Raw genomic sequence first — 24,779 nt, forward strand, 5'->3', positions numbered from 1 at the left:
TTCAGTCGATCCTGCGAAGCTCGTATTGAGCGAGGGAGCTGTAATGCTTGTCGAACGCGTTCACGCACGTCGACAGGTAACGATCGTAGTCGTCGAAGACCTTGTCCCCCCACGTCGACCGGATGGTCTTCTCGTTCAGCCTGAGGCGGCGGAGCCACTCCGCGGTGGTGCGCTGGTAGTGCTCGCGCCGCGTGTTCACCTGCATCACCTCCCAGTAGGGGTTCGCCGCCTGGATGATGTCCTCGAGCCGCGGGTTCAGGCCGCCGGGGAAGATCTCCCGGGTGACGAAGTAGATGTCCTCGAGGTCCTTCCGCGTGCCGGCCGGGAGCCCGCCCCACGGCGTCATCCGCGGCGTCCGGTTGCGGAGGATGGTCTGGAGGCCGAACCAGGCGCCCTTGTTCGTGAGCTCCCAGGCCTTCTTGAAGTACGCCCGGTAGATGTCGATCGCCTTGCCCTGACGCGCCTCCTCCGGCGAGCACAGGTGGTCGATCATGCAGATCGAGATGAGGCTGTCGAACCGCTCGGACGTCGTGAAGGTCCGGAAGTCGCCGCCGACCACCTCGACGCCGGGGAGCTTGCGGGCGTTCACCTCGGCGGCCTGCGCGGTGGACAGGGTGACGCCGACCGCGCGCTTCACGCCGCGCGTCGTGGCCACGTACTCGAGCGCCGCGCCCCACCCGCAGCCGATGTCGAGGACCTTCTTCTCGGGCCCCGCCTTGGCGAAGTCCGACAGGATCCGGAGCTTGTTCAGCTGCGCGGCCTCGAGCGACTGCTCGGGGGACTCGTAGACGGCGCTTGTGTAGTTCATGCGCTCGTCGAGCCACAGCCTGAAGAACTCGTTCGAGACGTCGTAGCTGACCTCGACCTCGGCCTTACTGGATCCCATCGATGACTCCTTCGACACGTGCCGGGGCGCCGCCCGCGCGGCCCCCTTCGTTTCGCGCCGCCGCTCCGCTCGTGCGGACCGCTTCGGCATGGGGGGAGGGCGTGATGCCCTCGTCAACGTCCGAGGCGACCTCGAGCTCGCCGGCCTCGAATCGCCGCTTCATCTCGCGGCGCCGCACCTTGCCGCTCGACGTCTTCGCCAGCGTCCCGCGCTTGATGAGCGCGACCTCGGACAGCTGGACGCCGATCTGGGCGCGCACGGCCTGGGTGATCGCCTGCGCGACGCCGCCCGCGCCGCGCTTGGCCTCGGCGACGACGACGGCCCGCTCGGCGCCCGACGCGGTGAGGCACGAGAACGCCACGCAGTGGCCGTCGCGCACCCCCTCCACGGAGGACGCGACGCGCTCGATGTCCTGGGGGAAGTAGTTCTTGCCGCCGAGGATGATGAGATCCTTGGAGCGGCCGCAGAGGTACACCTCGCCGGCGACCGTATAGCCGAGATCGCCGGTCCGCAGCCAGCCCCCTCCGAACGCGGCCTCGGTCGCCTCCGGCTCGTTGAAGTAGCCGGCGGCGACGCTCGGGCCGCGCACCCAGATCTCGCCCACCTCGCGCTGGCCGAGCGGCGCGCCGTCGGGCCCCACGATGGCGAGCTCGTGGCAGGGGAGGGGACGGCCGCAGGAGACGAGCTCCAGCGACGCGCCGCCGTTCGCGGGCCGCGCCTTCCCCGCCTGCATCGCCTTCGCGTCCACGCGGTCGGTGGTGAGCGGGGCCGTGAGGTCGCTGAAGGTGATCGCCAGCGTGGCCTCGGCCATGCCGTACGAGGGCAGGATGCTCTCCGGGCGGAGCCCGTGCTTGCCAAAGCGATCGAGGAACGCGCCGAGCACGTCGGCCTGGATCGGCTCGGCCCCGCACCCGAGCGCGCGCAGACAGGAGAGATCCCACTGGCCCGCCTGCGCCTCGGTGACGGCCCGCGTCGCGAGGGCGAAGGCGAAGTTCGGGGCGAAGGTGATCGTGCCGCGGAACCTGTGGATCGCGTCGAGCCAGAGCGAGGGGCGGCGGATGAACGCCGTCGTCGGCAGGAACATCACCGGCACGAGCGCGTAGAGCGGCGCGATGACGAAGCCGATGAGCCCCATGTCGTGGTAGAGGGGCAACCAGCTGACGCCGCGATCTTCCGGGGTGGAGCGCAGCCCGTCGAACATGATCGCGTGGCTGTTCACCGTCAGGTTGCGGTGGGTCACCATCACGCCCTTGGGTCGCGAGGTGCTCCCCGACGTGAACTGCAGGAACGCGAGGTCGTCGAGGGACACCCGCCAGGGCTCCGCCGCGTCGGACGCGTCGAACCCCTCGGGCTCGCGCAGGTCGCGCTCCAGGACGACGCGCAGCCCCGGCAGGGCGGCTCGGCCCTCGCTGCTCGAGGCGAGGTAGGCGTCGATCATCTCCTTGAGCTGCTCGTTCGTGACGAGCACGCTGGCGCCGGACGCCGCGAGGATGTGCTGCACCGTCTCGCTGTACGCCTCGAGCTTGGCCAGCGACTGCGGCGGATACATCGGGACCGCGACGATGCCGGCCGTGAGCGCTCCCACGAAGGTCAGGACGAACTCGTCGGCCTCGGTCAGGATCAGCGCCACGCGGTCGCCCTTGGCGAGCCCGAGCTTGCGAAGCGCGTAGGCCCGGCGCCGCGCCTCGAGCCAGAGCTCGGCGTAGCTGATCGCCCGCTCCTCTCCCGAGTTGCGAACGAACCGGACCGCTCGATCGGCGTGCACCGAATTTTGCTGGAGGACTTCGACGAACGTTCGCATGGCTCTCTGGTGACTCAGGCCGACCGGACGTAGGTGTCCGTCCGACAAGGACGCCCCTGGCTTGAGTGAGCGCAGCCATAAGCGAAAATCGGGCCAGGGCAAACAGAAAACAATGGAAACCAGGGTTTAGGCCTGATTTCGCCATTCGGGCGCATGAGCCAGCCTGACACGGGCGTCCTGGGTGACGAAAATCCGTGCGCAGAGTGCGTCGAATATTCGTCACATCGCCCGCCGTGTGCGAATCGGGATTCGCGTGGCGCGGGGGCCAGGCCACGTCGGTGCACAAAAAGCGAAGAGGCGCCGGTCTCCCGGCGCCTCCCTATCTCACGCGCGATGTCGCCGGCTACTCGCCGTCTTCCATGTCCGGCATGCCGGGCATGCCGGGCATGCCGGGCATGCCCATGTGGCCCGCGGCCTCGTCCTCGTGGGGATTGCCCCCCTGCTTGTCGTCCTTCTTCTCGGACTTCTCGAATCGCTTCGGGTCCGCGAGGGCCCAGTCGGCCGACCACGACGAGAGCACGTAGATCGTGCCGTCGCCGCCTTCTTTCACGGCGTAGCGGCTCGACGCCTTCGCGGTCTTACCCACCTTGATGGTGAAGTCGCCCGCGTTGTCCTTGAGCTTGATCGTGACGATGCCGCCGTTCGTGGTCGGCGCGTCGAGCCCGGTGTCGGCCTCGGACTTGCCGTCGCCGAAGTCCTCCGCGCCGAGGCCCTTGAAGGCGCGGAGCAGGTCCTTCACCTTGGCCTCGTCGAACTTCTCCCACTTCGCGGAGGCCGCGCCGAGCTTGCCGCTCTTGTCGCGCGGCGCGAACGTGCCGGCCCACTTGTCGTCGTTCTTCGAGAAGCTGAACAGGCCGTTCTTGTTCTCCACCGAGACCTGGATCGCGTTCTCGTCCTCGAACTTGAGGATCGAGTTCTCGCGCCAGTTCTTCGCCTCCCGCGTGTAGAGGTAGCTCGAGTAGCCGCCCGCGACGTAGACACCGTCCGTGCCCTCGACCCGCGCCATCTGCCCGCGCGACCCGCTCTTGCCGAAGTACAGGTCGAGCGCCTTCTCGTCGCCCTTGTGCGCGACAAGGTGGACCGCCTTCTCGTCGGTGAGCTCGTACTGGCCGTAGGTGCCGCTCGTCCTGTCGATCACCTCCTTCAGCTTGAGCTCCTTCAGGTTGTCGAGGAGGCTCCGCACGTTCGCCGTGTTCGCCTTCGCGTTCACCGGCTTCGTGACCTCCCACGTCTCGCCCTTCTTCTCGAGCGTCACGTCGGACTTGTCGGCGTTCTTGATCGAGATCTTCGTGATCTTCTCGACGTCTTCCTTCGAGACCCCGACCTTCGGCATATCCGCCGAAGCGGCGGTCACCGAGTGCGCGGCGAGCTCGTCCTTCTGCCGCTTCTGCGTGAGGTACACGCCGACGCCGAGGAGCGCGAGGACGACGAGGGCGACGTAGATTTTGTGCTCGGTCTTCATGGCTCTTTCACCCCGTGGGGCCCTGGCTCAGTCGAGCGTGATGTTCGCGCGTGCGCTCTCGCGCCGCCGCCACCGGACGATGCCGAACGCGGCGAAGAAGACCGCCGGCAGGAGCGTGAGCGTCCACTGCACGCGCTGCTGCACGGTCTTGCGCTGCGCCCGGTACTCCTCGGTCTTCTTGGCCAGCGTGGCCTCGTCGTCCGCGGCGTCCTGCTTCGGCTTCTCGATGTCGGCGTAGGTCAGGTTGGTGTCGCCGAACATCTTCGCGGTCGCCGCGAGCAGCGTGCTGTCCCCCGCCATCCAGTCGAGGGTGTTCTTGAACGTCAGGATGGTGGCGGTCAGGTACTTCTGCGCGTAGGGCTGCGACAGCATCAGGAGATCCTCGTCTCCGCCCATCCCGCCCATCATCTGCATCTGCGGCGGCATGGGGGGCGCGTTGCCGGCGCGGGCGAACGGGTTCGCGAGGAACTGCGACGCCGAGAGCACGAGGATCCGGCTCCGGTCCGCGCTCTCCGCGGGCGCGCTGATCCCGAGCCCCTCCTGGCCGCCGAAGGCGCTCTTGAGCTTGCCCTCGACCGTCACCGCGATCGCGCGCTGCGCGTGCTCGCCCTTCGGCTTCCAGTCGGCCGAGAACTTCATGTCGACGGCCTCGGACGTGTCGACCGTGGTGTTCGGGGTCGAGCGCGCGACGACCTTCATCGTCGCCTCGGGCTGCTTCTCCGGGTGCGGCACGAGGGTCGACGGGAAGGGGAAGGCGAGCTCGGGCAGGCGGAAGAAGCCGGGGAACGACGAGTCGAGGATCTGCTCGTTCTCCTCGAAGCGGCTGTCCTCCTGGAGCTGGAGGATGCCCGGCGCGCGGAACCACATGACCTGGCCCGACTGCGTCTGGACCGGGATGGCCATCGAGCGGCTCCAGTCGAGGATCGCCTCCTTCTTCATCTCGACGCCGTAGCCGTCGAGCAGCTTCTCGAGGCCCCAGGTGTTCAGCGTCGCCTTCATCGACGGGTCGGACGCCTTGAGGTTCACCGCGCCGGCGAACACCGCGAGCGACTTGTTGCCGAGCATCAGGAACTGGTCGATGCGGCGCAGCTCCTTCTCGGTGAACTCCTTGCCCGGCTGCGTGATGACCAGGCCGGCGAGCTCCTTGTTGACCTCGGCCTCGCCGCCCTTCAGGTCGACGTCCTCGAACTTGTAGAACGGGAAGTGGTGCTCGAGCAGCGCCCGCATCGACGGGCCGCCCCGGCCGCCCTGCGACGCGACGAGGTTCGGGTCCGTGAGCTTGATCTCGTCCTTGCCGGTCACGACGCCGATCTTTGTATCGATGCCGTCCGCCTTGTCGCGGATCTCCCGGATGGTGTTCGTGATCCAGAACTCGAGGCCCTGCCCCTGGTCGGGCGAGAGCATCGGGATCGCCTCCTTCTCGCTGCCGTACTTGAAGGCGATGCCCATGAACCCGCGGGTGATCGTCGCCTGGTCCTGGCCGGTCTCGCTCCCCTCGCCGAACGCGGCCTCCTGCAGGCCCGCCTCCTTGGCGGCGGCGCGCTGCTCATCCGTCTTCGCCTCGATGATCGCGTAGTGGAGCTTGCCGTTCGAGGCCTGCTCGTACTCGTTCATCAGGTCGGTGAGGTCCTGGATGAACGCCTCGTGCTTCGGGAGCCCCCGGGTGACGTAGACGTCGATCTGGAGATCCTGCTTGAGCCCCTCGCGGACGAGGTGGGCCGAGCCCTTCGAGAGGGTGAACCTCTCGGCCTTCGTCATGTCGAAGCGCTTGTAGACGCCGATCGAGATGATGTTGGCCACCACGAGGATGGCGGCCACGATGGCCAGATAGAAGCCTGTCTGCGTCGCGGCTTTGGCTTTGCGTTCCATGGTAGTCCTTACGCCCACTTCCTGCGCTCAAGCGCCCTGAACGCGGCCATGAGGCAGCCTGCGGTGACCGAGAGGAAGAAGACGATGTCGCGGGTGGACACCATGCCGCGCGCGAACGGCGTGAGGCGGGTGTCGAAGCTGATGAAGGAGAGGACGTCGCGGAAGAGCGACGGGGCGTAGTCGGCGAAGTTGTCCACGCCGTGCAGGAAGGCGAGCACCAGGAAGGTGATGAAGAAGGCGATCACCTGGCTGTCGGTCAGCGACGAGATGAGGAGGCCGATCGAGACCGCCGCCGCGCTGTAGAGCACGAGGCCGACGTAGCCCGCCACCACCGGCCCGCTGTCGAGCGCGCCGAGGTGCCAGGGCCACATGAACATCATGATCGGGTAGAGGATGGTCGAGAAGACGAGCACGAGGACGAGCCCCCACGCCCCGAGGAACTTGCCGAGGACGACCTCGTGGTCCTGCACGGGCAGGGTGATCAGCATCTCGAGCGTGCCGCTCCGCTTCTCCTCGGCGAGGAGGCGCATCGTGATCACGGGGATGATGAGGAAAGAGAGCCCTATCGGCGCCCACGAGAACAGCTGCACGAGCGAGGCGCGGTCCGCCTGCCAGAAGCCGCCGTTCATGAAGAAGAAGATGACGCCGAGCGCGATCAGCCCGAAGCAGATCACGACATAGGCCAGGGGGGAATCGAAGTTGGAGCGGAACTCCCGCTTCGCGATGGTCAGGGTGGTGCTCATACCGTTCAGCCCTTCTTCTTGGCCGGCGCCTCGTCGTCGGCGCCTCCGTCCTCGGCGCCGTCGCTCTTCGTCTCGTCGCTCTCGTCGCTCTCGTCGCCGGCGCTGTCCTCGTCCTCGTCGTCCTCGTCGTCCTCGTCGTCCGCGGCGCTGTCCTCGTCCTCGACGTCGTCGAGCAGGGCGCGGCCGCGGTCCTTGCGCTCGTCGCCGCGCGTGAGCGCCTTGAACACGTCCTCGAGGCTCTGCGAGTCGCGCCGCATCTCGAGGAGGAGCCAGCCCTTCTGCACGATGAGCTGGAAGAGCTCGGGCCGGACGTCGCCGCCGAGCGCGCCGAGGAGCTGGAAGCTGTGGGCGTTGTCGTCGGTCGGCAGCTCGGTGACGCTGGTGACGCCGGGCAGCCCGGCGAGCGCCTCCTGGACCTCCTGGGCCGTCGGGGGCTTGCGCGCGCCCGACCGGTAGCCCTCGCCGCCCTCGAAGACCTTCTTCTCGTGGACGGTGACCACGTACCGGACCTTCCCGCTCTTGGAGCGGATGTCGTCGAGGGGGCCGTCGGCGACGACGCGCCCCTTGGAGACGATGATGGCGCGGGCGCAGGCGGCCTCGACCTCGGAGAGGTTGTGGGTGGAGAGGAGGATCGTCCGCTCCTTGCCGATCTCCTTGATGTAGCGGATGACCTCCGCCTTCTCGTTCGGATCGAGGTCGCTCGTCGGCTCGTCGAGGATGAGGATCGGCGGATCGTGGACGAGCGCCTGACCGAGGCCGACGCGCTGGCGGTAGCCGTGGGAGAGGGTGCCGATGTCCTTGCCGAGCACCTGGGCGAGGCCGCACACCTCGACGATCCCCTTCATCCGCTTCTTGAAGAGCGACGGGTCGAGCCCGCGCATGTCGGCGACGAACGACAGGTACTCCCAGACGTTCATCTCGCCGTAGAGCGGGGCGCGCTGGGGCAGGTACCCGAGCTTGCGCCGGACATCGAGCGGGTCGTCGAAGACGTCGTAGCCGTGAACGCGCGCCGTCCCGGCCGACGCCGAGATGAAGCAGGTGAGGATGCGCATCGTCGTCGACTTGCCGGCCCCGTTCGGTCCGAGGAAGCCGACGACCTCGCCGCGATGGACCTCGAAGCTCACCTTGTCGAGCGCGCGCAGCGACCCATAGCGCTTGGTCAGCGAGCTCGCCTCGATCATCACATCGCTAGCCAAAATGACCTCCTTAGATGGTTCCTTGAGAAGCGGAGCGGGTGCTCCGCGGTTCGCCTCTGGGCGATCCCCCCCGCCCTGGCGGGCGGCCGCGCCGTCGTGGCGCCCTGGATCGCCCATTACCCAGGCGAATGGCGGCGCCATCGTAGCGACGGGGGGATCTGTGTCAACAGCGCCGACCCGAAGCGGCTGAGCCGCGGGTTTATTCCCGGCCGGCGGGCCTGCACCGGGCGTGGTTGTTCAGGGGTTCCACGCTCGGGGTGGGGTGACGAGGGGGCTCCCTGGGCGTGTCCTGGGCGCGCTGTGCTCGTCTGCTCCGCGGTGTTTTCGCGTGCCCTGCGGCGCTGTCGCGTGCTCCGCGAAGCTGTCGAATTTCCTCTTGACCCGGGCGTCCACGTTGGACTAGTTGGCCACACCTCGCGTGAGCCTCATCGTCCAGAAGTTCGGCGGCACGTCCGTCGGGTCCATCGAGCGCATCCAGCGGGCGGCCGCGCGGGCGCTCGCCACACAGCGGGCCGGTCATCACGTCGTGGTCATCGTGAGCGCGATGGCCGGCGAGACGAACCGGCTGCTCAAGCTGGCGTCGGACATCGCGCCCGTGCCTGACGCTCGGGAGATGGACGCGCTGGCGGCGACCGGCGAGCAGGTCTCGGCGGCGCTGATGGCGATGGCGATCCAGGCGCTGGGGGGCCAGGCGCGGAGCTTCCTCGGTCACCAGCTGAAGATCCTGACGGACAGCGCCTACACGAAGGCGCGGATCAAGGCGATCGACGCCCAGCGGCTGCACGAGGCGCTGGCGGCGGGGAAGATCGCTGTGGTCGCCGGCTTCCAGGGCGTGGACGACGCGGGCAACATCACGACGCTCGGGCGCGGCGGCAGCGACACGAGCGCCGTGGCGATCGCGGCGGCGGTGGGCGCCGAGTGCGAGATCTACACGGACGTCGACGGCGTTTACACGACGGACCCGAACATCTGCAAGACGGCTCGGAAGATCGAGCGGATCAGCTACGAAGAGATGCTGGAGCTCGCCTCGCTGGGCGCGAAGGTCCTTCAGATACGGAGCGTGGAGGTTGCGATGAAGTATGGTGTCCCGGTGCACGTGCGGTCGTCGTTCTCGGACGTGCCGGGCACGTGGGTCGTCGGCGAGGAGCAGTCGCTCGAGAGCGTGACGGTCACGGGCGTGGCACTCGACCGGAACGAGGCGCGGGTGATGCTGGTCGGCGTCGACGACAAGCCGGGCGTCGTGGCGCAGATCTTCGGCGCGCTGGCCGAGGAGAACATCAGCGTCGACATGATCATCCAGAACGCCCCGAGCTACGGTCTCGAGGCGCGCGGCGCGTCCGGCGAGGTGAAGGCCGACGTGACATTCACGGTCGGCAAGGCGGATCTGCCGCGGGCGAAGCTCGTGATGGAGAAGATCGCCGGCGGCGTGGGCGCGGTGGGCATCCGTTACGAGGAGGACATCGTGAAGGTGTCGATTGTCGGCCTCGGGATGCGCACGCACGCGGGCGTGGCGGCGCGGATGTTCCAGCTGCTCGCGGCGGAGGCGATCAACATCCAGGCGATCTCCACGAGCGAGATCAAGATCTCGTGCCTGGTCGGGACGAAGTACGCTGAGCTCGCCGTCCGTGCGCTGCACGATGGCTTCGGGCTCGGCGCCAAAGCGTGACAAAAACTGTGCTACCGTCGTAGTGCGCTCGCGGTGAGCGGTCCGCCGACAGGGTCGGTGAGGCTGCTCGCGGCGCGTTGCGTTATGGCGTCGCGATCGCTCCCCGAGGAGCGCACGGCGTTATTTTATCGTCGTGGAGGTTCGCATGCGTAGCAGGGATGTTGAGCTGCTGTGGCGAGGCGCGCTCTGCGCGGTGGCGTTTTCCATGAGCGCCGGCGGGTGTCAGCCCGAGGGGAACAGCAGCCTGCCGACGGGACCCGGGGGGCCGGGAGGGACCACCAGCGGGGCGGGGGCGGGGGCGAGCGCTGGCGAGGGCGGCAGCGGGGGTAAGGCGGGGACGGGGAGCGCTGGCGGGGATGGCGGAGGGGGAGGGGCGGAGGACCCGCCCGCGCAGGTGGTGACGATTCAGGGCATCACCAGCGGCACCGTTGGAGACGGGATCGACGTCGAGGTACAGGGCGTCGTGGCGATGAGCCGGAAGTGGCTCGTATCGAAGAGCAAGAGAAGCGGTTCATGTCTGTGGGGCGTGTTTCTGTCCGCTCCCGGGATCTCTGTGACCGAGCCCAACTCAGGCATTCTTGCTCTGAGTTATGGCACTCCCGGCGTGACTGACGATCAAGACAATCTCATTTGCCCCAATATCGAGGAAGCGTCTGCGGGCGACGCATTCCCCGACGACGTCAAGCCTGGCGATGTTCTCGATGTGACCGGGAGAACCTCCTACCACAGCCCGGCCGATTGCCACGAGCAGCCACCGGAAGCCAACCCAACTCAAGTCAAGCAGCGTCAGCTGGCCAACGTGACCAAGGTGAAGCTCGTCGGCACGGCGCCGATCCCGGAACCCCATGTGCTTTCCGGCGAGGACATCGCTAAGCTTGCCGCCCCGTCGAATCCAGATGGAGAGAACTTCCACGATGCATGGGGCGGCGTGAAGGTTCGTGTAGCCGGTCCTCTCGGCCCGTCCCTCCAGGGTGAGATGCAAACCGTCGTCGGTGCATATGGAAACATCACGCTTTCCGGGAGCGGGCTTCGGGTGGGCGATAAGGTTTACTACGTGCAGGGATCCATGAATGCCTGCCATCGAGCACCTGACTACCCCAGCACTGACGTCGAATGGGCGCGAATCGATGGCTTCAGCACGCTTGACTACTGTACCTGGAGCCTGCAGCCCTTGAACAAATGTGCGGATTTCGATCCAGCGGCGAAGGAATGCACAGACGGACTGATATGTGAATAGAGTCCTCGCTCGTCAATGACGACGGCGAGACTCTGCGATGAGGTCGAGAACGGCCGACATCTACGCGCTCGACAACCCTTCAGCGTCCGAACCTGGCTAGCAGGATGTCACTCCCACCGCTGGAGTACAGTGCGCCTGCGCCGACATTGACGCTACCCTCGATATCGCCTCCCAAGATGGGCTCTCCAGAGGGCAATATCGTGATTGCCTTTGAAATCTGATTCCTGTCGTCACCGAAGCGCTTGCTCCAGACATGCGCTCCGTCTGGGGCGAGCTTGATCAGTGGCAAGTCGATGCCGCCGGCTCCCACCAGGGGACCTCCACCGTAGTCAACATCTCCCTGGGCTCTCCCGGTGACAGCGATGGTGCCATCGACTGCCACTGCCAGCTCGATGGCGATCTCGTCGCCGGCGCCTCCGATAGATGTATTCCATACGCAAGATAGCTGACTGTTGAGTTTTGCGACGAGTATGTCCCTCATGCCAGCTGACGATGCGCCGTAGATGCCCACTGTTGTCATGTTGTCATGATTTGCCAATACGATTGCGTTGTCGTCCTTGTCTGTTGCGATATCAACGCTTATCTGTTCCCCAGGGCCACGAATAGTCTGCTGTGCTTTGAAATTTCCGTCGTTGTTGAGCTTGACAATGAACCCGTCGAGATCGTCCCTGAGCGCGAAGATGGGTCCACCGAATTCGACCGGACGAGCCTCCTCGCTGCTGGCCAGAGACCCTGTGATGTATATGTCATTCATTGGGCCTATGGCGATATCTCCGGCGAGACGTTTTCCCTGAGAATCGGAGCCGACAAAGTGTTTGCACCAAGCGCGTTGTCCGTTGGTGTTGTACTTGCATAGCCAGAGGTTTTCCCCGGCGATGACGCATGCGGATGCACAGCTGTCGCGTCCGTAGACAAATACGTTGCCCAGCGTGTCGGTCGCAGCCCCGGCTATCTGCGGATCTTCTTTGGATATAGCTTCAGAGATGGCCCATGAGAGCGTGCCGGACGGATTCCATTTGGCTACATATACAGAAGATATCACGTAGCCATCGACCTCGAGTGTCGTGTCTTCAATACGCAGTTGGGACTGAAAGCTCCCGGCCAGGATCGCGTTGTCTTCTGAGTCGACGGTCAGGCTGGTAGCGCTCGCGTAGGCATCACCGAACTTTCTGCTCCATACGGGAGCGCCATCTGCTGTGAATTTTGCCAGGTAGAGCGCGCGATCGTCCGCGGTCAGCGGGTCAGAAGCAGCAACGTCCAATGTTCCACTGAAGGTACCCGTGACGAGAATGTTGCCTTCGCTGTCGAGCGCGATGTCATTCACGCCTTGATTGCTGGCGTCTCCGAAGATTTTTGACCAGATCGCGCAGTCATGGCCGTCGCAGTTTTCGTCTGCCGGATCTGTGCATGTTTCGGATTTTGGTATTTTCTGGCCGTCGCAGCTGCCATAGGCGGTGCCTTCGTCGTTGCATGTCTTTTGGCCAGTCTTGCAGATGCCGATGTGCGCAGTGTTGTCAGGTCCCTCATAGCAGCTCACAGCTTTGCCAGGCTCGCAGGTTGCGCCTTGGCCTCCGGTTCCGGTTCCGGTTCCGGCTCCGGTTACGCTGGACTCCGATGACGGGGCATCCTTGAATTCGTCCAATCCAAGCAGCAGTCCGCATCCGGCTCCGGTCCATGTTGACGCAACGACGAGAAGTCGGGAACAGTACCGAAGTGATCGATCTCGCATGACCAACACCCTTACAAAGGACATGGATATGGGCCACGGCACACCGCGCTTCCTTTGCGTGTTGTACCGACCCCCCTCACGGCGCCAGCATCAGCACCTTCACCTGGCTCGGCACGACCCTCATCCCCGGGCAGTTCGTGCTGTTCTGGAGCGACATGCTCGTCAGCCTGCTCGCCGGCATCCCGCGGATCAGCACCGTGAAGGCCCCGGTCAGGTGGCGGCTCGGCCCCATCACCGTGCCCGACGCGACCCCCATCGCGACCCCGGCGTTGTCCCCGTTCGTCAGCGGGATCGTCGTCGCCAGGTTGTGCGCGGGCGCGGCCATGAACAGCACGTTGTAGACCGCGGGCACCCCCATCGGGCCGGCGGCGATGTTCGGGTAGGGCACGGGCACCGGCGCGGGCGAGGGCGTCAAGCACACGTCCGGTAACCCCAGGTCGATGCCCATCATCTGCGTGTTGGCAAACATCGCTTCCTCTGCTCCCGTTCAGCTCAACCGAGGTGGATCTGCGCGCCGTCGAGCTTGACCAGCTCCTCGGCCGTCACGAGGGTGTTCTCGCCGCGCAGGCTCATGTTCTTCTTCGCCACGTAGTCGACGCGCTCCGCCCGGAGCTGCTCGAACTCCTCGACGAAGCGGTACACCCGCTTCAGCCGCTGCGTCACCCGCTCCACGGAAGCGTCGAACGCCGCCGCCTTCACCTTGACCTTGTCGATCTCGGCCTGCACCGCCGTCCCGAGATACGACAGGCTCTCCACGAAGACGCTGCCGAGGCGCGCGTTGACCTTCAGCTCGCCGGCCACCACCCCGACCTCCTTGCCGGACGCGAACGTCACACCTTCGGCGGCGCCGACAACGAACCGCCCTCTGGGCAGCTTCACGTGCAAATCCCCTTCGAGCACCAGGCTGACGTCGCTGCCCTGCCGCTCCAGCACGGCCAGGATGTACGCGCCGCGGTCCGGCAGCACCGAGACGAGCACAACGTCGCCGGCCACGGGCTCGACCATGCAGCTCACCGCGCGACGTGCCTCGATCTCGGCGGCGCCGGAGGCCACCACGAACGCACCGCCCTCCGCGCGCACCACGCGCCCCGCCTCCTGGTAGGCAGCCTCGGGCTCGATCTTCGCGAGCTTGTGAATCTTCGCGAGCTTGTCGATCTTCGCGAGCTTCCTCGCAACGTTGTTTCGCATCACGCCTCCCGCGCCGGCTCAGCCGGCCTTGCCTCGAAGCTTGTCCTGCCAGGCCTCCGCCTCGGCCAGCGGCTCGTCATCGCCCAGGGCGAGGGCGCGGCCGGTGATGACGGCCCCCTCGTCCCGCGTCCGGTGAAGGCGCGCCCGGAAGAGCGTGGCCCCCGTGAAATCCGCCCCCCGGACGTCGGCGTGGGAGAAGTCGGCGTACGTGAGCTCCGCGCCCGGGAACCGGGCGCGCTCGCACCGCGCGCGGTGCCAGAGGCTCTGCTCGAGGCTGGCCCTCGAGAGATCGGCGCCCCCGAGCTCGGCGTCGACGAAGATCGCCTGCTTGAGCCGCGCGCCGCGGAGGCTCGCGCCGCTCAGGTCGGCCTCGACGAAGATCGCGCCCTCCGCCCCGGCGTCGTCGAGCCGAGCGCCGGTGAGCTTCGCGCCCTTGAAGCCGCACTGCGTGAGGGTCGCGCCGGTCAGGTTCGCGCCGGTGAGATCCGCCTCGGTGAACTGGCTGAGGGTGAAATCGAGCCCCGAGAGATCCATGCCCGCGAACCGGCTGCCGATGAAGATGACGCTCCGGCAGCGCGCCCCGGCCAGCGCGACCGTCGTCATGTCCGCCTTGATGAGGTGCGTGAACTCCAGCCGAGCGCCCGAGAGATCCAGGTGCGCCACGTTCGCGTCGACCAGCACCGTGCGATCCAGGCTCGCGCGCGCGAGCCTCGCGCCTGCGAAGCTCGACTGCGCGAACGCTGCGATGATCAGATCCGCCTCCGAGAGATCGGCGCACGACAGATCGGACGCGGCGACCTGCGCCGCCGCCCAGTTCGTCCGGACCAGCTTCGCCTGCGCCAGCACGCACCGGTGCATCGCCACGTGGTGCAGGTTGGCGCCGGTCAGATCCGCCTCCCTGAAGTCGCACGCGGTGAGGATCGACTCCTTGAACGAGGCCCCGGCGAGGCGCGCCCCCTGGAAGCTCACCTGCTCGAAGAGCCCGCCGGAGAGATCGGCGCCGCTCAGGTCCTCCCCGTCGAGGCAGGCGCCCGAGATCGTCTCGCCGCCCTGGATCGCCGCGATGAGCTCAGCCCTGTCCACGCTGCCTCCGCGGCACGAACCGCACCTCCCGGACGTTCGCCTCCTCGAAGCGCGTCCGCTCGTCGCCGAGCACCTTCGCGAGATCGGCGCGGAAGAGGTTGGCCCCGGTGAAATCGGCTCCCATGAGCTTCGCCTTCTGGAGGACGCCCAGCATCAGATCGGCATACGTCAGATCGGCGTCCGACAGCTCGGCTCGGATGAACCGCGCCTCTCGCGCCGCGATCCAGGCCATCCTGGCGCCGCGCAGGTCACAGTCGCTGAGATCGCTGCCGTTCATCTGGGCCTCGGTGAAATCGGCGCCGGCGAGGCTCGCCCCCCGGAGGTTCGCGCCGGTCAGCGTGGCGCCGTGGAAGTCGGCGCCGTCGAAGGCGCACTCCTTGACCATGCGCAGGTTCTCCGCGAAGGCGCCCCGGAACACGGCGCCTCGACCCTCCGACGAGAAGAAGGCCGTCGAGATCAGCCGGGCGCCCGAGAGATCGACGCCGCCGAGCTTGCACTCGATGAAGGTGGACCGCGAGAGATCCGCGCCGGTGAGCTTCGACCCCGCGAGATCGACCCGGAGCAGCGTGAGCAGCTGCGCCAGCGCGTCCGAGAAGTCGTTGTCGCCCAGGGTGGCCTCGGAGAGGTCGGCCAGGGTGAGCTCCGCGCCGCGAAACGATGCCCCCGTGAGATCCGCCCGGTAGAGCACGGCGCCGGAGAGGTCCGCGCCGGAGAGGTCGGCGCCCCGGAGCGTCGCCAGCCCCAGGTTCGCGTCCTCGAGCCTCGCGCCCCGGAGCGTGGCCCGGGAGAGGTCGGCGTGGGCGAGGACCGCCCGCTCCAGATCGGCGTCATCGAGGTCGGCGTCCGCGAGGCTCACGCCCTCGAGCAGCGCGCCGGTGAGGATCGCCCCGCGGAGATCGAGGCCGGAGAGGTCGGCGCCGGTCAGATCGCGGCCGGCGAGCGAGCGCCCCGCGCGATGCGCCTCGGTCACGTCGTCGCGGAGGCGCCGCGCGACCTCGCCGGCGAGCCGGCCGGCCGCGGGGCCGAAGTGCGCGGTCTGCCGGTATCCCTCCAGCACCTGCGCTTCCATCTCGGCGAGCTTCCGATCGAAGGCGGGATCGGCGAGCGTCTCCTCGAGCGCGGTGTTCGGATAACCCGCGTTCGCGAGCAGCGCCGCGAGATCCTCCAGCCGCTCGCGCTCGGCCTTCGCCGAGAACTTCGGCGGGCCGGCGGCCTGCTTCATCGCGTCTGCCGCCAGCGCGTCGTAATCCATCCCGGCCGCGGCGTAGGCCGCGCGCGCCTCGGCTTCGGCGCTCGCCCGGCGGCCCTCCGCCTCGGCCCGCTCCCGCTCTGCGCGCGCCTCCAGCTCCTCGACGAACGGCCCTAGCTCCTCGATGTCGGGGATGACCTCTTCCACGGCCGGCTCCTCGGCCTGCTCCAGACCGAACTGCGCCGGGTCGAGCCCGAGCTCCACGACGGTCGCGTGCGCCTTTCGGCGGTTCGCCTCCGCCCTGCGCCGCGCGCCGTCCTGGAGGTTCTTCCGGAGGAGATCGTCGCTCTCCAGCAGCCGCTCGACGTCGGACTTGTCGCGCGGCGGCCGCGCTCCCGAGGGCAGCGGCGGCAGGAGATCGCTGTCGCGCAGGGCCGCGAGGTGCCCCGCCTTGGGGTCGAGCCGCTGCCTCAGCACCTCGCGGTAGTGCTCCCCGGCCTTCGGCTCCCCGAGCGTCTCTGCGCCGATCACGATCTGCAGCACGTCGGCCGCGTCGTCCTCGTCGACGAGCGCGATGCCCCGGAACAGGAGGATCCCGCGCTCGGCGTGAGGAAAGAGGTGCACGGTCTCGAGGTGCATCGCGATCTCGCTGAACGTCTCCACCTCCCCGAGCTTCCGGTGGATGAACGCGCGCGTCGCGATCCCCGGCAACGCCGCCTCGATCACCGGCTTTTCCGGGTGCATGTGCTCCAGCACCATCGGCTCGTCGCCCCGGAAGAACCCCTGGATCTGCTGGTCCTCCGGCGCGGCGTTGAACATGCCGAGATCGGTGTCCTCGGCGAAGCCGGGGAACCGTTCCTTGAGCCACTTCTGGTCGTACGTGCCGATCTTGGCGAAGCGCTGCGGCCACATGAGGTCGATCGGGCCGAAGCCCGCGGGCGCAGGCCGATCGCCCGGCGACGTGATCAGCGGCTTCGGCAGCTCGATGTTCGGGAGCGGGTGGAGCTCTCCCGTCTCGGTCTCGATCGGCTGGGCCCCCTTGCCCACGGGGTTCGGCGCGAACCCCGGGCCGCCGAAGGCGCGCTCCCAGACGATCGGCATCGAGGTGAACGGCTCGGGCTCGGTGGGCACGCCGCGTCGCCACGTTCTGTCGCCGATGACGTAGAGCGTCTTGTCCACCGCGCCGAGCCGCGCCCTCACCGCGCAGGCCGGCGCCCGACCCTCGCGCGGGTAAGCCCGCCCGGAGATCAAGAGCTCTCCTCTCGGCTTGGGCATGCCCATGTCGAGCACGGCGTCCCTGCCGAGCTCGGCCGCGGCGAACTTCCAGAGATCGATCTCGGACAGCAGGGCTGCTCCGGGGTCGAACGAGAAGAAGGCCAGGACGGTGACCGACAGATAGCAGTCGCTTTCATCCTCGAAGACCCTGTGGAGGAGGCCGAGCTTCTGGGGCTTGATCGTCTTCATGGGAGAGGGAGGCGCGCCGCGGGAGCGCAGGCCCACGGCCCCCGTGGCGAGGGGACGCGAGGCCGTGGGGCCGGTCGAGGATCAGGGTCGCCGCGGGCCATGCCGCGGCGGCACTGTCACCGAGCCGCTCGCGTCCGTCAATGCGGCGGCCGGAGACCCGGCAGGGTCCCGGCGCGCGCCGCTACGCCTGCGCCATCGCCGCGGCGAAGCGCAGGAGCCCCTCGCCCCAGCCGCCGAGGATGTACGTGCGATCGTAGAACTCGGGCACGAGGGTGTCCTGGTATCCGGCGACCTGCACAAGGAACACGCGCACGTCGCGGTGCACGCGCGCGCGGTACGTCGCGACGAGCTTGGCCACGTCGATGTACTGCTTGTTCCAGGCGAAGTCCGCGTAGTCCTTCGGTCGCGTACCGTAGAGGCCGCCGTGGCCGGCCTGCATGTCGCTCAGCACGAACACCGCGTCCCAGCGCTGCCGCTCGCGGATCGCGCGATCCCAGAACAGCCACACGCCGTTCTCGGTCGCCGTGCCGATCGTGCGGGCGATCTGCTCGGCGAGGTCGAGCTGCGAGAACACGCTCTCCTTCCTGCGCACGGCGAAGCTCTCCAGCCGGTCGCCGAACACGCCGAGGTGCCCGTCGTCGGCGCGCATCCCGGCCACGACGCCCGTGAGGTTCGCGATCGTGGAGATCCGCATCGTGCCGAGGCTGCTGGTGGTCGTGCCCTGCGCCGAGCCGCTGTTGTCGCAGAGCACCATCACCCGCCCGGGGAAGAACGGCACCTGGCCGAGAGAGCGGTGCAGGCACTGCTCCACCGCGTCCAGCACGGCGCCCGGCGCGCAGGCCTTCACCGCCTGATAGGCGCTGTAGTACCGGAAGGGCAGCTGCTTGCCTTCGGCGGCCGTCGCGACGAGCTTCGGCAGGAACACGTCGGCCGGCACGCCCGCCTCGATGAGGTTGCGCAGGTTGCGCAGCAGGGCCATGTGGCCCATGGCCGGCAGCGCCTTGCGCCACGCGCACCGGTTCGAGCCGCGGGCCGAGACGATCGCCTCCCAGGTGCGGCCTGTCGCGCGGAGCGTGCCCTTCGCGAGGCGGTCGACGCTCGGGCTCTTCGGGTGCACGAGGTTCACGACGTCCACGGTCTTGCTCCCCTTGCCCTCGAGGCGGTACTTCGCGAGGGCGTGATCATCGAAGCGCTGCAGCGCGTCGCGCAGCGCGCGCTTAAGCGCGTTCGGCACCGGCTTGCCGAACCGGTAGAGCTGGTACGCGAGGGCGACCGCCGGCTCGTCCGCGCGCTTCAGGATGCGCGGCGCGAACCGGCGCACGAGGCCGGTTCCGCGCACCGAGGCGGTGTTCGCCGCGCGCACCAGGATGACCTGGGGCGTCGTGCGCAGGTGCTCCTCCTCGCGCAGCCGCGCCGCCTCGGCGAGCGTCGCCTCCGGATCGGCGGCGAGCGCCTCGTCGATGGCCCGCTCGATCAGCGCCGCCGGCGAGAGCGCGCGCCACTCGGCCGGATCCACGGCGCCGAGCGTCTCGCGCAGGCGCTTCACCTCCGCGTCGGAGAGCCGGGCGCGGTCTTCCGCCTTCTTCCTGGTCCTGGCCGGGCGCGGGTCCGCCGGCTCGCGGTGGTAGTACATGGGCTCGCCGAAGAAGCACGACGAGGCCGCGAGGCGGAGGCGCTTCAGCGGATCGGCGATGTCGTAGGAGCGCCCGCCCATCCAGTTCAGGTGCGAGGCGCCGTCGCGCTGAGCCTTGCGCTTGAGATGCTGAAAGAAAGCCATGAGGACACCTCCTTCCTCGACGCACGCGCGGCGAGGGGTCGAGAAATCGGGCGCAGCGCGGAGAATGGTGGTCACGGGGTGGGTCGTGGTTGAACGAAGGAACCGTGACGCTCACTGCCGCGCTGCGCCCTTGTGCCAGAGACGGGACTCGAACCCGCGACCTCGTCCTTAGGAGGGAAGTAACCCCGGAGCTCACTGCCGGCGCTCATCGCGCCGGAGAACACCGTCCGGAGTTGTTTGCGCGCTCTACCGCTGAGCTACTCTGGCGTGGACGCTGGGGGGTATTGCAGGGACGATGCCAGGCGGGATCGAGCGGGGTTTTCCGCGGGGAGCCGTGGGGGACGAGCGCGGGGCCCGGGGGTGGCCTATCCTGGGAGATAAATTTGTAGATGGGGAGATAGAGGGGTGAGCTCACCGCGACGGGCGCGGGGGCGCGTTGCGGCCAGCTGCGCTCGCGCCGCCGGCCGGCGGCGTGCGGTGGGGCTTTCGGGCTGGGCGTACCGAGGGTGGACGGCCGGGGGCGGGGCGGGGCGGCGCGGCCGGATGGCGCGCAGGGGTCCGGGAGGTCGCGACCCCCTTGCGCGCTCGTGACGAGCGCGCAAGGGGGTCGCGACCTATCGGAGGGCATGATTTCGACGGAACGGAGAGGTCGCGACCTATCGGAGGGCATGATTTCGGCGGAACGGAGAGGTCGCGACCTGTCGGAGGGCATGATTTCGACGGCGTGGAGAGGTCGCGACGTGGGCGGGGGCTGTGAGACGAGGGGCGGCCAGGGTCGCGACGTCCCCAGGGGCTGCGGAGCGAGGGGAGTATCGCGCGTCGTGGTCGAGGCTGCGGTGCGCGCCGGCCAGCGTTCGTGCGGGCTGTCGCTTCGTGTACAGTTCGCGCAACGCGCCCGAGCGCGCCGTCGATTTCCAGGACAGGATGAGCACAGCGACCGTCGAGTTTGCCGGCATCGAGCTCCTCAGCCCGTGCCCCCACTGCAGCGCGCCGATGGCGGTCAACACGCTGACCGACCGGTGCCGCTGCTCGAGCTGCCTCATGGAGTCGGCGCTGCCGCCGCCGGTCTGGGATGAGGCGCTGCGCGGCGTCGAGAAGGACGTGGTGCAGTTCGCCGCCGGGTACCTGCGCCATGGCCCGGAGTGGGACGAGGGCGGCCCACCGCCAGGGCCGCACGTCGAGTGGCAGCGCGGCCACGACGCGCCGCCGTGTCCGCGCTGCCAGCGGCCGATGCGCCTCGCGCCGCAGGGGGGCTGCGTGTGCGCGGCGTGCGGCGCGGGGCGCGCGATCCTGCCGAAGCCGCCGTGGCTGCCGCCGGACAGCCCGGTGCTCGGGTTCGTGAGCGACGAGCCGGCGGTGGCCGAGGCGCGCCCGCGCCAGCCCGTGCATGTCGCCTGCACCCAGTGCGGCGGGCCGCTCGTGGCGGACGGATCGAGCCGGATCGTGCCGTGCGGCTACTGCTCGGCGCGGGTGGCGTTGCCCGATGCGGTCTGGGCCGCGCTGCACCCGCCGCGCGTCAAGAGGCGGTGGTGGCTGGCGGTGCACGTGGCGAACGACCCGCGACGGGGCCAGGCTGATGTCGGAAGGTTCACCGGGCTAGCCTGGAAGCTCGCCGCCGTCGTGGCAGTCTTCGCAGTTCCCGTGTATGGAGCCGCCGGTATTGCTGCGATAGAGATGCATAGAGATCCAGAGGTTTGGAGTCTCCGTGGCCTCTTTGCTCTGTTTAGCGTCCCTCTCGTGCTATGGCTCAGGGGCCGCTGGCGCTGCTGGCGTATCTGCCGACCTGAGCACGAAGCAGTCGGTCGTATGCGCGGTCCATGGCGTCCAGCGTCGTTCATGTCGGTGCTGGTTACGCCGCCGAATCAGCCAGACGTCGTGCTGGCGCGCGGTTCTCTCTGGAATCTCAGCGAGCAGAAATTCGCTCAGCTCGGCGGCGACGGCGGCAGGGTACGAGCCTGGGTAACCAGGGGGCTATGTAGACAGAGCCACATCGAGCCGACCCCATCAGTCATGGAAGAATAGAGGAGTGGCGTCCTCGTGGCAGACGCAATCTCGCGCCGATAAATCGGTGGCCATCATCAAGGCGTATGAGTGAGGAGCTCTCCTGACTCTACTGCAGCCAACATATGAGCCGCTGGCGCCGTGCGAAGGTGATTCTATACGATCGAGAAAACTCCAGTGACTGCTGTCCAGACCGCGTTCAAGCTCGTTAGCGTGTCGATCTTCTTCAGGTTGAATGAGTTATTTTGAAGTTTGCCTCCGGCGAAGTCGATCTTTATGGCGGTTACGTCGAGCTTGAACCCTCCGACATTGACGCTTGTTGCGAAGGCCTTTTGCTCGAAGTACACGCTCTTCGTGTCCGACATGAGGAATGCCGTCTTGTGCGCGGTGGTGTCCTTGTGCGCCGCGGCCAACGTCTCCCAGACGCCCTTGACCTCCTTGTGGCTCCCCGCGTTGGTGACCTTGAACTCCGGCGCATCGATCACGAAGCTCGGCGCCTTGATGTAGCCGTCGCCGCTGAGCGTCCACTTGAGCCCCTTCGTCTCCCAGTCGAGCGCGCCGACCCTCCACTGGACCTTCCCGCCCTCGAGCTCCTGCGTCCCGAACTTGTCCTTGTGCAGCCCCTCGACGGTCGTCTCGAGGCGCTTGAAGTCCTCGTCGACGGCGCCGGCCTTCGTGTGCTTCTTGCCCGCCATCTCGGTGTCCTGGCTGGCGTAGCGCTCGACCACGGCCTCGGCGGTCGTCTCCTGCTTGCCGCCGATGGTCGTCGTCAACGAGGTGTCGTAGTCCTCCTCGACCGCGCCCTCGACGTGGTCTTCGCGCTTGCCCGCGACGTGGATCTTCTGGTCGCCGCCCACGTCCACGCCCTGGTTCGCGCCGACCGTGACGACGTTGTCGCGGTGGGCGTGGAGCTCGAGCAGCTCCTCGCCCTTCTTGTCCTCCATCATGATCTGGTTGAACCCATCGCCCCCGGGCGACGTCTTGCTCTTCCAGATCGAGCGCGTCTTCTCCGCCGGCAGCTTGAGCGGCGAGACGCTCCACGCGTTGTGGAGGCGGCCGACGACGACGGGCTCGTCCGGGTCGCCGTCGAGGTAGGCGATGATGACCTCCTCGTTCACGCGCGGCAGCATCACCATGCCGTAGTCGAGCCCCGCCCAGCCCTGCGAGACGCGGACGAAGCGGGTCGGGTTGCCCTCGTGCAGGTCGCGGCGATCCCACCGGAACTCGACCTTGACGCGGCCGTGCTCGTCGACGTCGATCTCGTCCACGCCGGCCTTGTTGCCGACCACGAAGGCCGTCTGCGTGCCGAAGATGCGCGGCTTGGGCCGGCGCGCAGGACGCCACGGATCGCCCGCAGGCACGCAGACGAGGACGTGCCGCCGCACCGGGTGCCCGTCAGCCCCCTCCGTCACCGTGCAGCGCGACCGGATCACGAGCAGCTGGCCGTTCACGTCGGCGCGCGGGTGCTCCTCGACCGTGAAGCGGCCGCCAGCGCCGAGCGCGAAGCTCGTGTGGCACTCGAAGACCCGCCGCTCCGACCGGGCCTCTTCCAGGTACCGCTTCGCCAGCGCTTCGCCGTGCTTCTCGGAGGCGGCGGTGAACCTGTTCGTCGTGAACTCGTACCGCTCGAGCGTCGCCTCGCGGACGAAGGCCCTCTGCGAGGTCTCGGCCCGCTGATCGAGGACGTACTCCGGCTTCTTGAAGTCGTAATCCCGCACCGTGACCATCGACGTCTCGATCGACGAGGTGATCGCGATGAACGAGACCGTCGGCGCCGCCGCGCTCATCCCGGCGCCCGCCGGCGGCACGAACGGCACCCGCGGCGCGCCGTCGTCGGTGAAGGCCGTGTCCTCGGCGAGCACCCAGTCGCTGCTCCCGGACCCGTGATCGAAGTAGGAGATGAGGCCCTCGTCCGCGAGGGCGCGGAACATGAAATCGAAGTCGGTCTCCCCGTACTGGACGCGGTACTCGCGCGCCGGCCGATCCGGGGAGGCGATGAGCGAGCTCGGCGCCGGGATCCGGCCGCCGTACGCCGACGCCACGACCTCGCAGACGTCGTCCGCCGTGAGGTTCTGGAAGATGCGGTGATCCGCGCCCCGGGTGCTGAGCCACAGGGGAGGCACGACCGCGAGCTCGTAGCGCGACACGCCGGTGGGCTCCGCCGAGAGCTGCCGCACCCGCCGCACGATGCCGTGGACCTTCTTGAGAAAGGGCTCGCCGTCGAGCTCGACGACGATCTCCTCGCCCACCACGCTGGAGAGATCGACCTCCGGATCGGTGGTCACCACGTCGAGCGTCAGCTCGAAGAGCTCGTTGAGCGCGTCCCTGTAGTCGAGCTGGTGGACCTCGAAGCCGGTGACTCCGGAGGTGGGGAACGTCAGGCGCACGTCGATGGCCATGGTCGGGTCTCCTCGGGGGTTGCGCCGCCGGGCGCAGCGCTCATCTCGGCTCGTTCGGGCTCTTCCCGGCGGGAGAAGAGCGGGCGCTTTGCTGCCAGTAAAGCTCCTGCCAGCGCTGATGCGCCGCCGGGTCGCGCGCCAGGCGCTCGCGCCAGAAGCCGTCCACCGCGCGGCGCGCCTCGGGCTCCCTGAGCCCGTACTGCGCGAAGAGGGCCTCCGCGCTGGCGGGAGCGGCGGCGAGGTCGGCGCAGAGGGACGCGTACTGCTCCAGGGAGAGCGCCGGGGCCGGCGGCGCGCCCGGGGGCGCAGCGGGCGCGGCGCGAGCGCTGGACGAGAACGGCAAAGCCGCCTCCGCGGGCGCTCCGGACGTCGGCTGCGTTCCGGTCAAGCTGGTGAAACCGCGCATGCCTCTGGGCACCTCGGCCATCGCTGCGCCGAGTTTCGCGGGCTGCGGTGGTGCAGGGAGGCCGAACGGCAGCACGGGTGCGCTGGAAGCGGCGTCGGAGGTGGGCTGCGTGCCACGAAGATCGGTGAACTTCCGCATGCCCGGCGGGACCAGCGACGCCGGGTCGGCCGGCGCCGCGCGAAGGAAGCTCGGCACCGCCGGAGCACGACGCGGGGCAGGGTCGCCGGTCGGTCGCGGCGCGGGGGGCTCACCCGGCGCGGGGGGCGCAGGTGCTTCGGGCGCAGCTTCGGGCAGAGAGGCCTCCGCGCGAGCCGCGCCGGGCTTCGCCACGCGCGCGTGCGCCGCCGCCTCCGGGGGCAGCGCGCGCGACCGGGGGCGAGATGCGTTGGGCGACGGGACCATCAGCAGGCTCTTGAGTTGTTTCGTGATCATCGCTGTTGCCTGTCCCGCCGCCGCTCCGCCGCGCTCCAGGCCGGCTGCGTTCATGGCTGTCCACGACAGGTATCACGGTGCGGGTGTTTCGACGCAAGAGCGCACAGCACCGACGGGCGCCACGCTGCGCGCTCGCCGCTTCGCCGCTTCGCCGCTTCGCCGCTTCGCCGCGAAGACGCACGGCACCGGCACGGCGCCCGGTCGCCCTCCCCGGGAACGCGCAGCGCCGGCGCCGCGCGGGGTTCCGCTCA

17 protein-coding genes and 1 tRNA gene are annotated in these 24,779 nt (G+C 68.3%); 3 read left to right on the forward strand and 15 right to left on the reverse strand.

Going from position 1 to position 24,779, the window contains the following annotated elements; all coding sequences use genetic code 11:
* Position 1 precedes the first annotated feature (1 nt).
* The 6 genes from WMF36_RS12570 to WMF36_RS12595 form a co-directional block, all read right to left on the reverse strand.
* A complete protein-coding gene (locus WMF36_RS12570; protein WP_437579836.1) occupies positions 2-886 on the reverse strand; it encodes a class I SAM-dependent methyltransferase in 885 nt (294 codons plus the stop codon).
* Positions 873-2,687, reverse strand: a complete 1,815-nt coding sequence (locus WMF36_RS12575; protein WP_437579837.1) for a fatty acyl-AMP ligase — start codon at positions 2,685-2,687, stop codon at positions 873-875. Before WMF36_RS12575 ends, WMF36_RS12570 begins: the two co-directional genes overlap by 14 nt.
* A 343-nt stretch (positions 2,688-3,030) precedes the next feature.
* A complete protein-coding gene (locus tag WMF36_RS12580; protein ID WP_437579838.1) occupies positions 3,031-4,149 on the reverse strand; it encodes a DUF4340 domain-containing protein in 1,119 nt (372 codons plus the stop codon).
* A gap of 27 nt (positions 4,150-4,176) precedes the next feature.
* Positions 4,177-6,018: a GldG family protein gene (locus WMF36_RS12585; RefSeq protein ID WP_437579839.1), complete on the reverse strand. Its 1,842-nt coding sequence runs from the start codon at positions 6,016-6,018 to the stop codon at positions 4,177-4,179.
* An 8-nt stretch (positions 6,019-6,026) separates the two neighbouring features.
* Complete coding sequence (locus tag WMF36_RS12590) at positions 6,027-6,761, reverse strand: ABC transporter permease (protein ID WP_437579840.1); 735 nt, start codon at positions 6,759-6,761, stop codon at positions 6,027-6,029.
* A 5-nt stretch (positions 6,762-6,766) separates the two neighbouring features.
* Positions 6,767-7,957, reverse strand: coding sequence for an ATP-binding cassette domain-containing protein (locus tag WMF36_RS12595; RefSeq protein WP_437579841.1), 1,191 nt, complete (start codon positions 7,955-7,957; stop codon positions 6,767-6,769).
* A gap of 418 nt (positions 7,958-8,375) precedes the next feature.
* On the opposite strand from WMF36_RS12595, the gene WMF36_RS12600 reads away from it, so the two are divergent.
* Both WMF36_RS12600 and WMF36_RS12605 read left to right on the forward strand, forming a co-directional pair.
* A complete protein-coding gene (locus WMF36_RS12600) occupies positions 8,376-9,623 on the forward strand; it encodes an aspartate kinase (protein WP_437579842.1) in 1,248 nt (415 codons plus the stop codon).
* A 394-nt stretch (positions 9,624-10,017) separates the two neighbouring features.
* A complete protein-coding gene (locus WMF36_RS12605) occupies positions 10,018-10,860 on the forward strand; it encodes a hypothetical protein (RefSeq protein ID WP_437579843.1) in 843 nt (280 codons plus the stop codon).
* A gap of 79 nt (positions 10,861-10,939) precedes the next feature.
* On the opposite strand, the gene WMF36_RS12610 is transcribed toward WMF36_RS12605, so the two are convergent.
* The 7 genes from WMF36_RS12610 to WMF36_RS12640 all read right to left on the reverse strand — a co-directional run bounded on the left by WMF36_RS12610 (position 10,940) and on the right by WMF36_RS12640 (position 19,557).
* Positions 10,940-12,397, reverse strand: coding sequence for an SBBP repeat-containing protein (locus WMF36_RS12610; protein WP_437579844.1), 1,458 nt, complete (start codon positions 12,395-12,397; stop codon positions 10,940-10,942).
* Between the two features lie 268 nt (positions 12,398-12,665).
* Complete coding sequence (locus WMF36_RS12615; RefSeq protein ID WP_437579845.1) at positions 12,666-13,058, reverse strand: DUF4150 domain-containing protein; 393 nt, start codon at positions 13,056-13,058, stop codon at positions 12,666-12,668.
* A 23-nt stretch (positions 13,059-13,081) separates the two neighbouring features.
* The gene (locus tag WMF36_RS12620; RefSeq protein WP_437579846.1) at positions 13,082-13,777 is read right to left on the reverse strand and encodes a DUF3540 domain-containing protein; all 696 of its coding nucleotides are present in this window, start codon (positions 13,775-13,777) and stop codon (positions 13,082-13,084) included.
* An 18-nt stretch (positions 13,778-13,795) separates the two neighbouring features.
* Positions 13,796-14,860, reverse strand: coding sequence for a pentapeptide repeat-containing protein (locus WMF36_RS12625; RefSeq protein WP_437579847.1), 1,065 nt, complete (start codon positions 14,858-14,860; stop codon positions 13,796-13,798).
* Complete coding sequence (locus WMF36_RS12630; protein ID WP_437579848.1) at positions 14,847-17,513, reverse strand: DUF2169 family type VI secretion system accessory protein; 2,667 nt, start codon at positions 17,511-17,513, stop codon at positions 14,847-14,849. Before WMF36_RS12630 ends, WMF36_RS12625 begins: the two co-directional genes overlap by 14 nt.
* Positions 17,514-17,694: 181 nt before the next feature.
* The gene (locus tag WMF36_RS12635; protein WP_437579849.1) at positions 17,695-19,290 is read right to left on the reverse strand and encodes a TROVE domain-containing protein; all 1,596 of its coding nucleotides are present in this window, start codon (positions 19,288-19,290) and stop codon (positions 17,695-17,697) included.
* A gap of 133 nt (positions 19,291-19,423) precedes the next feature.
* A tRNA-Arg gene (locus WMF36_RS12640) sits at positions 19,424-19,557 on the reverse strand.
* A gap of 606 nt (positions 19,558-20,163) precedes the next feature.
* Here WMF36_RS12640 and WMF36_RS12645 point away from each other — a divergent pair.
* The gene (locus tag WMF36_RS12645; RefSeq protein WP_437579850.1) at positions 20,164-21,312 is read left to right on the forward strand and encodes a hypothetical protein; all 1,149 of its coding nucleotides are present in this window, start codon (positions 20,164-20,166) and stop codon (positions 21,310-21,312) included.
* Between the two features lie 134 nt (positions 21,313-21,446).
* On the opposite strand, the gene WMF36_RS12650 is transcribed toward WMF36_RS12645, so the two are convergent.
* Together WMF36_RS12650 and WMF36_RS12655 are read right to left on the reverse strand one after the other, a co-directional pair.
* The gene (locus WMF36_RS12650; protein ID WP_437579851.1) at positions 21,447-23,690 is read right to left on the reverse strand and encodes a type VI secretion system Vgr family protein; all 2,244 of its coding nucleotides are present in this window, start codon (positions 23,688-23,690) and stop codon (positions 21,447-21,449) included.
* Positions 23,691-23,730: 40 nt separating this feature from the next.
* Positions 23,731-24,528 (reverse strand): hypothetical protein, encoded by a 798-nt coding sequence (locus WMF36_RS12655; RefSeq protein ID WP_437579852.1) that lies wholly within the window; start codon positions 24,526-24,528, stop codon positions 23,731-23,733.
* Positions 24,529-24,779: the final 251 nt, after the last annotated feature.

The sequence above is a fragment of the Sorangium sp. So ce887 genome, assembly GCF_051521455.1.
In the GTDB taxonomy this organism is placed as follows: Bacteria; Myxococcota_A; Polyangia; order Polyangiales; family Polyangiaceae; genus Sorangium.

What these genes read in the sequence shown, in the direction of transcription:
- WMF36_RS12650 (WP_437579851.1), bottom strand. Translation starts at nt 23,690, where the DNA reads ATGGCCATCGACGTGCGCCTGACGTTCCCCACCTCCGGAGTCACCGGC.
- WMF36_RS12570 (WP_437579836.1), bottom strand. Translation starts at nt 886, where the DNA reads ATGGGATCCAGTAAGGCCGAGGTCGAGGTCAGCTACGACGTCTCGAAC.
- WMF36_RS12590 (WP_437579840.1), bottom strand. Translation starts at nt 6,761, where the DNA reads ATGAGCACCACCCTGACCATCGCGAAGCGGGAGTTCCGCTCCAACTTC.
- WMF36_RS12615 (WP_437579845.1), bottom strand. Translation starts at nt 13,058, where the DNA reads ATGTTTGCCAACACGCAGATGATGGGCATCGACCTGGGGTTACCGGAC.
- WMF36_RS12575 (WP_437579837.1), bottom strand. Translation starts at nt 2,687, where the DNA reads ATGCGAACGTTCGTCGAAGTCCTCCAGCAAAATTCGGTGCACGCCGAT.
- WMF36_RS12580 (WP_437579838.1), bottom strand. Translation starts at nt 4,149, where the DNA reads ATGAAGACCGAGCACAAAATCTACGTCGCCCTCGTCGTCCTCGCGCTC.
- WMF36_RS12585 (WP_437579839.1), bottom strand. Translation starts at nt 6,018, where the DNA reads ATGGAACGCAAAGCCAAAGCCGCGACGCAGACAGGCTTCTATCTGGCC.
- WMF36_RS12655 (WP_437579852.1), bottom strand. Translation starts at nt 24,528, where the DNA reads ATGATCACGAAACAACTCAAGAGCCTGCTGATGGTCCCGTCGCCCAAC.
- WMF36_RS12620 (WP_437579846.1), bottom strand. Translation starts at nt 13,777, where the DNA reads ATGCGAAACAACGTTGCGAGGAAGCTCGCGAAGATCGACAAGCTCGCG.
- WMF36_RS12635 (WP_437579849.1), bottom strand. Translation starts at nt 19,290, where the DNA reads ATGGCTTTCTTTCAGCATCTCAAGCGCAAGGCTCAGCGCGACGGCGCC.
- WMF36_RS12630 (WP_437579848.1), bottom strand. Translation starts at nt 17,513, where the DNA reads ATGAAGACGATCAAGCCCCAGAAGCTCGGCCTCCTCCACAGGGTCTTC.